We start from the raw sequence: 11,554 nt of genomic DNA on the forward strand, positions 1-11,554 counted from the left end.
CCCCTCCACCGCCTGCGGCGGTCCCCCTCCCCCGATGGGGGAGGAATAGACCGCGCCCTCTTCGGCGAGGCCGGAGGCTTGGTCGGGCAGGCCGAGGGCCCAGGCATCGGGGCGGGCGTCGAGATAGCGATCCAGCGCATCGAAGATGGCGGCCTGATAGTTGGCCATGGGGCGATAGCCGCGGATGGTGGGCAGGCCCAGTTCGGCCAGCACGGCCGAGATGTTCATGTGCTTGAACTCGACCGAGCGGTGGGAGCGGCCTGTCTGTTCCATCAGGGCCCGGGCGTGGTGCGCCTTCACATAGGGCTCCCCCTCGGACTGGGCGCGCAGCATGGCGAAGTGGTCCGCAACGATGGCGTCAAGCTCATCGTCCGACCAATTGCTGCCTGTGACGTTCTGATCCGCCAATGCGTTGTCCCCCGCCAACCCAGGGTAGCGGGACAGGAATGGGTTTGACCAGGCGCCTCGTCGGGCGCTGCGCACGCACGCGGCGCCGTGAGTCTGGATCGTCCGGTCAAGCCGGACGATGACGGGGATTGGGGTTGGGGTGGGGGTTGGGGTGGGGCGCGCCATACGCCGCCGCGTTCGGAGCCCCAAGGTCTTGATCCGCAAGGATCGGGCGGTCGTTTGGGGGCGATTTGTCCGCACGCGTTCGGGCCTGCGCCATCATCACCCCATGACACGCAAGATCGAAGAGGCGCAGCCGACGTGGTTTCGGCTGAGCGAGGAAAGCTGGAACGAGATCCGGGAGGCGTACCGGAACGGGGCGACGGCGAAGGAGCTGGCGGTGCGGTGGAAGGTGTCGCCCAGCTCCATCTATCGCCATGCCTGGGAGGGGGGCTGGAGCAAGAAGCGCAGCGCCGATGCGGATGCGCGGGCCCACGCCGAGGCCATCGCCGAGGAGGAGCGGGCGGACCAGACGCGGCCGGACCCGGAGGCGGGCCTGTTCGGGCCGCCGGGCGCGGACGACGAAGCGATGCTGGGCGATCCGGCGGCTCTGGCCGAACAGGCCATGGCGGCCTCGGTGCGGGCCATGCGGGCGCGGCTGTTCGTGGAGGCGGAGAAGCTGGCGCGGCTGTCGGAGGCCTATGGCCGGATGGCGGAGAAACGGGGCGGGCCGGCGGTGACCATCGAGACCATCGACCTTGAGACCCTGTACGACATCGTCATGAACAAGGACGGGCGGGTGGGCGAGCGGTTCCGGGTGGACCCGGACGATCCGGGGCCGCGCGATCCGATTCTGGTGCGCTACTGGTCCCACCGGTACGCCGAGCGGGAGGCCTTCAAGGAGCAGATCCGCAGGGTGCGGGCCAATGCGAGAAAGGCGGCGTGCAGGGCGGTGGGGCTGGACCCGGACGCGCCGCTGCCGGGGTTCTAGGGGCGACAGGGTCTGAAATTGGCAAGCGCGCCGACCGGGGTCGGCGCCGCTGCTCAGGTCTCAAAATCGGCCCCAGAAGCGTCCTCGGGGCCGGTGGATCAGGCCATGGCCTTTGTCAGGTTCTCGGCCACCTTGTCGAGGAAGCCCTCGGTGGTGAGCCAGCTCTGGTGGTCGCCGACCAGCAGGGCCAGGTCCTTGGTCATGTGGCCGCTCTCGACCGTGTCCACGACGACCTTTTCGAGGGTCTCGGCGAAGTCGATCAGGGCCTGATTGCCGTCCAGCTTGCCGCGGTGCTTGAAGCCGCGGGTCCAGGCGAAGATCGAGGCGATGGAGTTGGTGGAGGTGGCCTCGCCCTTCTGGTGCTGGCGGTAGTGGCGGGTGACGGTGCCGTGGGCGGCCTCGGCCTCCAGGGTCTTGCCGTCGGGGGTCATCAGCACCGAGGTCATCAGGCCCAGCGAGCCGAAGCCCTGCGCCACCACGTCGGACTGGACGTCGCCGTCGTAGTTCTTGCAGGCCCAGACGAAGCCGCCGGACCATTTGATGGCCGCGGCCACCATGTCGTCGATCAGGCGGTGCTCATAGGTCAGGCCGCGGGCGTCGAACTCGGCCTTGAACTCCTCGTCGAAGACCTTCTGGAAGATGTCCTTGAAGCGGCCGTCATAGGCCTTGAGGATGGTGTTCTTGGTGGACAGATAGACCGGGTAGTTGCGCGCCAGGCCGTAGGCCAGGCTGGCCCGGGCGAACTCGGTGATGGAGTCGTCGAGGTTGTACATGCCCATGGCCACGCCGGCCGAGGGGGCCTTGAACACCTCGTGCTCGATGACCGCGCCGTCGTCGCCGACGAACTTGATGGACAGGGTGCCCTTGCCGGGGAACAGGAAGTCGGTGGCCTTGTACTGGTCGCCGAAGGCGTGGCGGCCGACGATGATGGGCTGGGTCCAGCCGGGCACCAGACGGGGCACGTTGGAGCAGATGATGGGCTCGCGGAAGACCACGCCGCCGAGGATGTTGCGGATGGTGCCGTTGGGCGAGCGCCACATCTTCTTGAGGCCGAACTCCGCGACCCGCGCCTCGTCCGGGGTGATGGTGGCGCATTTGACGCCGACGCCGTGCTTCTTGATGGCCTCGGCCGCGTCGATGGTCACCTGATCGTCGGTGGCGTCCCGGTGCTCCATGCCCAGGTCGTAGTAGTCCAGCTCAAGGTCCAGATGCGGAAAGACCAGCTTGTCCTTGATCATCTGCCAGATGATCCGGGTCATCTCGTCGCCGTCGATGTCCACGATGGGGTTGTCGACCTTGATCCTGGTCATGCTTCGTCGCCTTCCGGTTGGGGAGAAAAGTGTCGGGCGGGGTATAGCGAGCGCGGCCGCCGGTGCAAAGCCCGCCGCGGCGGCGGGCCATTCGCCCGTTGCGCGAAACCGGGGGCGCTGATAGCGCTGGGTGGTCTTCGTTCGGAGCAACCGGCCATGCCGCGTCGTCCCCTTTCGCCCGCCCGGGCGCCCACTGTCCGTCCGTCGCTGGAGCCTTCCGCAAGGCGTCGCCGGGCGAGATCCTGACCGATCTGCTGACCTTCGACCGGCTGCTGACCGGGCCGGTGATCCATCTGATCTACTGGGCCGGGCTGGCGCTGATCGTGCTGGGCGGGTTCGCGGTGGTGGGCGGCGCCGTGGGGCTGGCGCTGAACGAGCCGGGCTGGCTGTCGTGGGTGCTGGCGATCCCGACGCTGGTGATCGGCCTGCTGGTGCTGTCCATCGGGGCCCTGCTGTGGCGGTCGTTCTGCGAGCTGTACGTGGCCCTGTTCCAGATCGCGGCGGACCTGAAGGTCATGCGCGCCTATGTGGAGCAGGATCACGCCCCCGCGCGCGGGGAGCCGTGACGGCGGTCGATGTCCTGATCATCGGCGCGGGCCCGGCGGGGCTGACGGCGGCCACCTATCTGGCGCGGTTCCGGCGCTCGGTGCTGGTGGCCGACGGGGGCGAGCCGCGCGCGGCCTGGATCCCGCTCAGCCACAACATGCCGGGCTTTCCGGAGGGCATCGGCGGCGACGCCATCCTGACCCGCATGCGGCTTCAGGCCGAGGAGTACGGGGCGCAGATCCGGCCGGTGTTCGTGGAGGGGTTGGCGCGCGAGGGCGACGGCTTCACCGCGCGGCTGGGGGATGTGCGGATCACCGCCCGCGCCGTGCTGCTGGCCACAGGGTGGTGGACCATCACCCGGACCTGCCCGGAGTCGAGGACGCCATCGCCCGGGGGCTGGTGCGCATCTGCCCCATCTGCGACGGCTTCGAGGCCATCGGCAAATCCATCGCGGTGATCGGCGACGGCGATCTGGGGGCGCGGGAGGCGGCCTTCGTGCGCACCTATTCGGAGCAGGTCTGCCTGATCCATGTGGGGCCGCCCGTGGCCCTGACCCGGCGCGACGACCTGAAGCGTCTGGGCGTGCCGGTGATCGAGACCACCATCGAGCAGGTGCATATCGAGGGCGACCGGCTGATCGCCCTGTCATGGGGCGGAAAGCAGACCAGCTTCGATGCGGTCTATTCGGCCCTGGGCACCACGCCCGAGTGCGGCCTGGCCGTGGATCTGGGCGCGGCCCTGGGCGAGGACGGACGTCTGGCCGTGGATGATCACCAGCAGACCAGCGTGCCGGGCCTCTATGCGGCCGGCGATGTGGTGCGCGGCCTCAACCAGCTGACCGTGGCCTCGGCCGAGGCGGCGGTGGCCGCCACCGCCATCCACAACCGCTTCAGACAGGCGGAGGGGATGACGGCGGACTGAGGCGGCGTCAGCCCCGCTGGGCCGCGATCCAGTCGTCCACCACACGTTCGAGCACGGTCAGCGGCACGCCGCCGGCGTTGAGCGCCGTGTCATGGAAACCCTTGATGTCGAAGCGGTCGCCCAGCTGGGTCATGGCGCGGGTGCGCAGGTTGCCCCACACGGTCTGGCCCACCTTGTAGCTGGCCGCCTGACCTGGCCAGACGCAGTAGCGCTCCACCTCGGTGGTGACCGTGCTCTCGGCGTCGCCCAGGGTCTCGACCATGTAGCGGATGGCCTGTTCGCGGCTCCAGCGTTCGGAGTGGAGCCCGGAATCCACCACAAGGCGCACGGCGCGGAACATGAAGGACTGCAGGTAGCCCAGACGGCCCCACGGGTCGTTGTCATAGACGCCCATCTCGTCGGCCAACTGTTCGGCGTAGAGGCCCCAGCCTTCGGAATAGGCCGAGAAGCCCAGCAGCTTCATCAGCATGGGCGCGTCGTCGTTCTCCATCTGCAGGGCGATCTGGTGGTGATGGCCCGGCGACGCCTCGTGATAGGTCAGGGTGGGCAGGGTGAATTTCGGCCATTCAGCCGTGTCCCGCAGGTTGATGTAGTAGGCGCCCGGACGCGAGCCATCCAGAGCCGGCGGCTGGTAATAGCCGCCCGGCGCGCCCGCCTCGGTGGTGACCGGCACGCGGCGCACCTCCACCGGCGAGACCGGGATGCGGCCGAAATAGGCGGGCAGGCGGGCCTGCATGTCGGCCATCTGGGCGTTCAGGGAGGCCAGCAGCTCCTCACGGCCCGCGTCGGTGTTGGGATAAACCTGGGCGGGATCGCGGGCCAGGGCCGAGATGCGCTCACCGACGGTGCCCTCGGTGCGGCCCTCGGCGCGCAGGATCTGGTCCGCGCGGGCGCTCAGTTCGGCCACCTGCTCCAGCCCCATGGCGTGCACCTCGGCGCCCGTCATCTCGGTGGTGGTGAAATAGCGCAGGCCGAAGCGGTAATAGTCTTCGCCGCGGGGCAGCCGCCACACGCCCGCATCATGGGTGGCGTTCGCCCGCTGGCTGCGCAGGGCTTCGGCCTGACGCTCCACGGCGGGATAGATGCCGCCCTCGACGATGCGGCGGGCGCGCTCACCCCATTCGCCGGGCAGATTCGCCTCGGCGGCGCGGCGCGCGATGGAGGTGGTCATGACCGACTCGCCCGCCGGCGTGCCCGTCAGATTTCCCAGCAGACCCACAGTGCGCTCGATGATGAAGTCGGGCGGCACGGCGCCCGCCGCGAAATCGGCGTGCATCCGCTCGGTTTCCTGGTCCAGGGCCGTTGGGAAAGCCTCCAGGCGCGAGAGATAGGCCTCCGCGTCCTCGGCCGTTTCAATACGGTGCTGGGCGTCCAGGAAGTCCGGGACGCTGTTGTAGGACCCGCCGAGCTGGTTGACCGTATAGGGCGACGGAAAGCCCTGGCCGTAAGGGAACTCGTAGCTGGAGGCGACCGTATCGCCGAAGTATTTGACCGTGTCGTAGTGGATCTGGCTGCGCGCGGGCAGGGCCGCGCGGTCGATGGACTCCATCTCGGTCATGAAGCCCTGGAACACCACCTTGTCAGCCTCGATCTTGGCTGCGGAGCGGTCGTCGAGGCGCGATTTCAGGGCGGCCATCGGCCCGGTGTCCAGGCCCAGCATGGTCACCGTCTCGGGCGACGTCATGACCATCTGCTGGACGATGCGCTCCATCAGGCCTTCGAGGGTGGCCTCGGCGGTGTCCTGACGGGCGAAGGCCAGAACCTGGCCGGAGGCGGCCAGACCGGCCCCCGCGGCGGCGGTGAAGAGAAGGCGACGGCGGTCGATCATGGCGAAGCTCCCGAAAAACCCAGGATGAAGGGGTATCACCCCCCGGCAGGAGAACAAGTCCGGCGCGCGTTACAACTCTTTCATCCTGGCCGGCGGCCCGGGCCTCGCGTCAGGGATGGTCAGGGCTTCCCGGCTTGTCAGCGACCAAGGTTCGGCCCCAGGGTCTGATGGACGGCGGGAGGGCCGCCGCTGAAAGGGGTCGTCGATGTCCCGACCGATCATTCGCCGGATGCGCAATCTCGCCGTCGCCTGCGCCGCCGGAGCCGGGGTGTCCGGCTGCGTCACCGATCCGGCCTTTCTGGAGGGCCTGGCCCTGGCGGCCGACTCCATCGCCGCCAGCACAGCCAACTGCTACTACCGGCACAACGCCTATGGGGTCAGCGAATACTATTGCCCGCCCACGTACGGCTATGGGGCGCCGGTCTATGTGGCGCCGGTCTACACGCCCCGCCCCCGGCACTATGACCGCCGGGACCGCCACGATCGCCGCGAGTGGCGCGACGACCGCCGCCGGGACCGGGATCGGGACGGACGCCGCGACCGCCGTGATCGGCGCGGCGGCAAGGGCTGATCAGGCGGCGTATAGCTCCTGCTTGACCCGCTCGGCCAAGGTCTTGATGTCCAGCGGCTTGGGCAGGAACGAGACATTGGCCTCGTCCGTCAGCAGGTCCGAGAAATCGCTCTCGGCATAGCCGGAGATGAACATGACCGGCGCGTCGCCCAGATAGATGCGCGCTTTCTTGAGCAGGGTCGGGCCGTCCATGCCGGGCATGACCACGTCGGAGATCAGCATGTCGATCTGGCCGGCGTGCTCTTCGGCCAGCAGAAGGGCCTCTTCGCCGTCGGCGGCCTCGATCACCTCATAGCCGCGCTGACGCAGCAGCTTGGCGGCGATCAGGCGCACGGCGGATTCGTCCTCCACGAACAGGATGCGGCCGGCGCCGGACAGGTCGCGCGGGGCTGATTTCTTGGGCTTGGGCTCCTGCACAGCCTCGGCCAGATCCTTCTCGTTCGCGGCGGGCAGGAACATGCGGAAGGCCGCCCCCTCGATCCCGCTGGGGCCTTCCAGATTCTGCACGGCCACATGGCCGCCCGCCTGCTGCATGATGCCGTAGATGGTGGCCAGGCCCATGCCCGTGCCCTCGCCTACGGGCTTGGTGGTGAAGAAGGGCTCGAAGATCTTGTCCAGCAGCTGGGGCGGCACGCCCGGGCCGGTGTCGGCCACCTCGATCAGGGCCACGTCGCCGTCAGGCGCGGCGGCCCAGCCCAGCTCCCGGGCCTGATCGGCGGACAGACGCTGGGTGCGGATGGTGACCAGCCCCGCGCCCGGCTCCACCACCCCGCGCATGGCGTCGCGGGCGTTGACGGCCAGGTTCATGACCGCCCGCTCCAGCTGGCCCCGGTCGGCGGTCACGGTGGGCAGGTCGCGGCCGTAGTCGGTCTCCAGCCGCACGTCCTCGTGCAGCAGGCGGCGCAGCAGGACGGCGAAATCGGCCACCAGCTCGCCCAGGTCCAGCCGTTCGCGCTTTACCGTCTCCTTGCGCGAGAAGGCCAGCAGCTTGGACACCAGGCTGGCGGCGCGCGACACGGTCTGGCGGATGGCGTTCAGCCCGTCATAGGACGGGTCGCCCACCGGGTGGCGCTCCAGCAGGGCGTCGGTCTGAAGGCGCATGGCCGTCAGGATGTTGTTGAAATCGTGGGCCACGCCGCCCGCCAGCTGGCCAACCGCCTGCATCTTCTGGGCCTGGGCCAGCTGCATCTCTGTGGATTTCTGGGCCGTGACGTCGAACAGCCAGATGCGCCGTCCCTCGCCCTCGGGGGCCACATACAGGTGCAGGCTGCGGTCCGGAAACGCCTTGGCGATCAGCTCGATGGGGCCGGACGAGCCCTGGGCGATGCGTTCGCGCGCCTCGGCCACGCCCTGGGGCAGGAACAGCTGGCCGAAGGCGGCGTCGCGCGCGGCCGCGGGGCCGGTCAGCACGGCCAGGGCGGGATTGGCCTCCTCCACCTTGCCGGCGAACAGGTCCTCGCCCGCCAGCACGGCGGACCCGAAGGGCGCACCCGCCGCCATGGCGCGGCCGTCGCCGGTCTCCACCACCGGCGCCCGTGCGGGCTGGGCCGGGTCGCGGGGGGCCAGCACGCTTTCGGGGGCCTGGCGCACCAGGAAGCGTCCGTCGCCCGCCGCGCCGATCAGGACCTCCACGTCCCGCTCGCCGATCCTGAGCATCGCGCGGCCCGGCTCGCCGCCGCGCGCCTGGGCGAAGGCCATGTAGAGGGAGCTCGCAGAACGGCCCGACGGCAGGGCTGTGGTCGCCCCGCCCGCCTCGGTCCAGGCGGCGTTGAAGGCCAGCACCCGTCCGCCGCTCCAGACCAGGGCCGCGGGTTCGGCCATGGCGTCCAGCAGGTCCACCGCCGCGTCGCCCGCCGCGCGCCGCCGCTCGCCCGCATCGGCGCGGCCGAACGCCATCACCCCCATCAGGGCCACCGCCGCCAGAGTCACGATCAGGATCAGCCCCGGGGCGCTCCAGGGGTCGTGGCGGAAGGCCGGATAGGCCGCCGCCGCCACGGCGATGACGAAGCAGACCGCCGCCGTCACCAGCCAGGGGTCGATGCGCATCCGGGTGGGGATGTCCCGTGTCAGGGCTTCCATGGGGGCCTCGCAGCCGATTCGCTGATCATCAGCATACCCTGTTTCAGTCTCAGCGACGCTTGCGGCTGTTCAGCACGAAACCGATGACCTTGGCGGCGGCCTCGAAATGCTCGCGGGGGATGACCTCGTCCACCTCCACCGTGGCGTAGAGGGCGCGGGCCAGGGGCACGTCCTCGATGATGGGCACCTCGTGCTCGCGGGCCACTTCACGGATTTTCAAGGCCAGGGCGTCGACGCCCTTGGCCACGCAGAGCGGCGCGGCGTCCTCGCCCGGCTCGTATTTCAGGGCCACGGAATAGTGGGTCGGGTTGGTGACGATGACCGTGGCGTTGGGCACGTTCTGCATCATCCGCTGGCGGCCCTTCTGGGCGCGGATCTGCTTCAGCTTGGCCTTCACGTGGGGGTCGCCCTCGGCCTGTTTGTAGTCGTCCTTCAGCTCCTCGCGGGTCATGCGCATGCGCCTGGCGAAGCGGTGGCGCTGCCACAGGAAATCGGCGAAGGCGGCGACGCCCAGAAAGGCCAGGGTCGCGCCCAGGATGGCGACGGCGAGATCGCGGGCCATGGGCAGGATGGCCGCCGGGCTCATGGCCGCCATGGCCTCCATTTCGCGGGTGTGGGGCTTCAGAACCACCCAGGCGATGGCGACGATGGCCACCAGCTTGAGGAAGGTCTTGACGAATTGCATCAGGCCGTCGGGACCGAAGATGCGCTTGGCGCCCTTCAGGGGCGAGATCTTCTCCAGCTTCGGCTTGATCTTCTCGCCGGTGAACAGGAAGCCCGACTGGGCCAGATTGCCGCCCGCGCCGCCGACGATGGTGGCCAGGGCGATGGCGCCCAGCAGGGGGACCGTGGCCCACAGGGCGCGGGTCCCGATCTCGATCCCGGCTCCGGCGTGCAGGGCGTCGACCATGGCGTGGGGCTGGGCGAGGAACGGCATCAGCTCGGCCGCCATCCGGCTGGTGAACCAACCGCCGCCGATCAGGATCACCGCCGAGGCGCCCATCAGCGACAGCCAGCTGGCCAGGTCCGGGGTCTTGGCGACGTCGCCCTTTTTCCGCGCCTCGTCTAATTTTCGCGGGGTGGCTTCTTCTGTTTTGGACTCCTGGTCCTTTTCCTCAGCCACCGGCGCCTCCGGTGAACCCCATGGCCAGGGTGCGGAACCGCTCGATGAACACCGTGCCCACCACGCCCAAGCTGAGGGCGAACACCGACAGGCCCAGGATGATGCTGAGCGGGGCGGTGGCGAAGAAGATCTGGAACTGGGGCATGACCCGGCCCACCAGCCCCGAGGCCAGGTTGAAGATCATGGAGAAGACCAGCACCGGGGCGGCCAGCTGCACCCCCAGCAGAAAGCTGTCGCCCACCGTGCGCACGGCCATGGCGGCGAAGTCATTCAGCAGCAGGGGGCTGACCGGCGGGATCACTTCATAGCTGCCGGCCAGACCGGCGATGAACAGGTGATGGGTGTCGGTGGCGAAGATCAGGGTCACGCCCAGCAGGGTCAGGAAGGCGGCCAGGGTCGAACCGGGCTGGGCCTGGAACGGGTTGGCGGTCTGGGCGAAGGCCAGGGTGGTCTGCAGCGAGACGATCTCCCCCGCCGTCGCGAGGGCCGACAGCATCATGCGCAGCAGGGCGCCGATCATCAGGCCGGTCGCCACCTCGCGGATCACCCAGCCCGCCACCCCGCCCATGGTGGCCGGCAGGGGGGGCAGATAGCCCACCACCACGGGCGCAAGGGCGATGGAGATGACCAGGGCCATGGACAGGCGGATGCGCGGCGGCACATAGGCCTCACCGACGCCGGGGATGGTCATCAGCATGGCGCCCACGCGGGCGAAGATCAGCCCGCCGGCCCAGACCTGATCGGCGGCGGCGTAAGGCTCCATGGACGCCCTACATCCCCGCGATGCGTTCGGTGATCTGCTGGAAGAACCCGCCCATCAGGGCGCCCATCAGCGGCAGAAGCAGCAGTAGCGACACGAAGATGGCGATGATCTTGGGTGCGAAGATCAGGGTCGCTTCCTGAATCTGGGTCAGGGCCTGGAACAGACCGATGACGACGCCCACGACCAGCCCCACGATCAGCACCGGCGAGGCCAGCTGGATGGTCAGCCACAGGGCGTCGCGCCCCACATCCATCACCTCGGTCCCCGTCACGCGCTCAGCCCCGTCAGTCGACAATACACCGGGCAGAAAATGCCGGGGGCATGGTTAACAGGGGGCTAAGATCGGCTGATCGCATCCCTTCAGCCGGAGAAATCGTATGGAAAAGGACTCCTCGATTGGACCCTCATCGCCACGATCCGCTATGGACGCCCCATGACCGACGACAACACCCCCGTCTCCCAGACCGACGCCGAAGCCGCCGTGCGCACCCTGATCCGCTGGGCCGGCGACGATCCCGCCCGCGAAGGCTGATCGACACCCCCGCCCGCGTGGCCCGCAGCTATCGCGAACTGTTCGCCGGCTACGAGGTCGATCCGCGCGAATATCTGGAGCGCACCTTCCAGGAAGTGGGCGGCTATGACGAGCTGGTGATCCTCAAGGACATCCGCTTCGTCAGCTTCTGCGAACACCACATGCTGCCGGTGGTGGGCAAGGCGCACGTGGCCTATCTGCCCACCGACCGGGTGGTGGGCATCTCCAAGCTGGCGCGGGTGGTGCGCGGCTTCGCGCGGCGCCTGCAGATCCAGGAGAAGATGACCGCCGACATCGCCCGCACCATCCACGAGGTGCTGCGTCCCGAGGGCGTCGGCGTGATCATCGAGGCCGAGCACAGCTGCATGACCATGCGCGGCGTCGATGTGCCGGGCGCCAGCCTGATCACCAGCCACCTGATCGGCGTGGTCCGCGACGACCCCCGCACCCGCGAGGAATTCATGCGGCTGGCGCGGGGCTAGAAGCGGACCCTCTTCCCCCTC

At 69.1% G+C, this 11,554-nt stretch carries 9 protein-coding genes and 3 pseudogenes; 5 read left to right on the forward strand and 7 right to left on the reverse strand.

Features of this window, described 5'->3' with window-relative positions; translation table 11 throughout:
• Positions 1-408: pseudogene (locus tag MBEBAB_RS01725) on the reverse strand (DUF3883 domain-containing protein); the annotation flags it as partial.
• Between the two features lie 268 nt (positions 409-676).
• Here MBEBAB_RS01725 and MBEBAB_RS01730 point away from each other — a divergent pair.
• Positions 677-1,378, forward strand: a complete 702-nt coding sequence (locus MBEBAB_RS01730; RefSeq protein WP_045318671.1) for a helix-turn-helix domain-containing protein — start codon at positions 677-679, stop codon at positions 1,376-1,378.
• A gap of 98 nt (positions 1,379-1,476) precedes the next feature.
• Here MBEBAB_RS01730 and MBEBAB_RS01735 read toward each other — a convergent pair whose 3' ends face one another.
• A complete protein-coding gene (locus MBEBAB_RS01735; RefSeq protein WP_021696197.1) occupies positions 1,477-2,688 on the reverse strand; it encodes an NADP-dependent isocitrate dehydrogenase in 1,212 nt (403 codons plus the stop codon).
• A 98-nt stretch (positions 2,689-2,786) separates the two neighbouring features.
• On the opposite strand from MBEBAB_RS01735, the gene MBEBAB_RS01740 reads away from it, so the two are divergent.
• The gene (locus MBEBAB_RS01740; protein ID WP_021696198.1) at positions 2,787-3,254 is read left to right on the forward strand and encodes a DUF4282 domain-containing protein; all 468 of its coding nucleotides are present in this window, start codon (positions 2,787-2,789) and stop codon (positions 3,252-3,254) included.
• A pseudogene (locus tag MBEBAB_RS01745) lies at positions 3,251-4,155 on the forward strand (NAD(P)/FAD-dependent oxidoreductase). The gene MBEBAB_RS01740 and the pseudogene MBEBAB_RS01745 overlap by 4 nt, the downstream one beginning before the upstream one ends.
• A gap of 7 nt (positions 4,156-4,162) precedes the next feature.
• Here the strand turns inward: MBEBAB_RS01745 and MBEBAB_RS01750 are convergent.
• A complete protein-coding gene (locus MBEBAB_RS01750; protein ID WP_021696200.1) occupies positions 4,163-5,983 on the reverse strand; it encodes a DUF885 domain-containing protein in 1,821 nt (606 codons plus the stop codon).
• A 205-nt stretch (positions 5,984-6,188) separates the two neighbouring features.
• Here MBEBAB_RS01750 and MBEBAB_RS14900 point away from each other — a divergent pair, with 205 nt between their 5' ends.
• The gene (locus MBEBAB_RS14900; protein ID WP_021696202.1) at positions 6,189-6,554 is read left to right on the forward strand and encodes a hypothetical protein; all 366 of its coding nucleotides are present in this window, start codon (positions 6,189-6,191) and stop codon (positions 6,552-6,554) included.
• On the opposite strand, the gene cckA is transcribed toward MBEBAB_RS14900, so the two are convergent.
• Genes cckA through fliQ form a run of 4 tightly spaced genes read right to left on the reverse strand, consistent with a single transcriptional unit; the run spans position 6,555 to position 10,790 of the window.
• Entirely contained in the window at positions 6,555-8,633 is a 2,079-nt protein-coding gene (gene cckA, locus MBEBAB_RS01755) for a cell cycle histidine kinase CckA (RefSeq protein ID WP_021696203.1), read from the reverse strand. It lies immediately after the preceding gene.
• Positions 8,634-8,682: 49 nt separating this feature from the next.
• A complete protein-coding gene (gene flhB / locus MBEBAB_RS01760; protein WP_021696204.1) occupies positions 8,683-9,756 on the reverse strand; it encodes a flagellar biosynthesis protein FlhB in 1,074 nt (357 codons plus the stop codon).
• Positions 9,749-10,519, reverse strand: coding sequence for a flagellar biosynthetic protein FliR (gene fliR, locus MBEBAB_RS01765; RefSeq protein WP_021696205.1), 771 nt, complete (start codon positions 10,517-10,519; stop codon positions 9,749-9,751). Before fliR ends, flhB begins: the two co-directional genes overlap by 8 nt.
• 7 nt (positions 10,520-10,526) lie before the next feature.
• Positions 10,527-10,790, reverse strand: a complete 264-nt coding sequence (gene fliQ, locus MBEBAB_RS01770; RefSeq protein ID WP_021696206.1) for a flagellar biosynthesis protein FliQ — start codon at positions 10,788-10,790, stop codon at positions 10,527-10,529.
• A gap of 162 nt (positions 10,791-10,952) precedes the next feature.
• Here fliQ and folE point away from each other — a divergent pair.
• A pseudogene (gene folE / locus MBEBAB_RS01775) lies at positions 10,953-11,533 on the forward strand (GTP cyclohydrolase I FolE).
• The last annotated feature ends 21 nt before the right edge of the window (positions 11,534-11,554 follow it).

Origin of the sequence: Brevundimonas abyssalis TAR-001, assembly GCF_000466985.1 — a bacterium.
GTDB classification, from domain to species: Bacteria; Pseudomonadota; Alphaproteobacteria; order Caulobacterales; family Caulobacteraceae; genus Brevundimonas; species Brevundimonas abyssalis.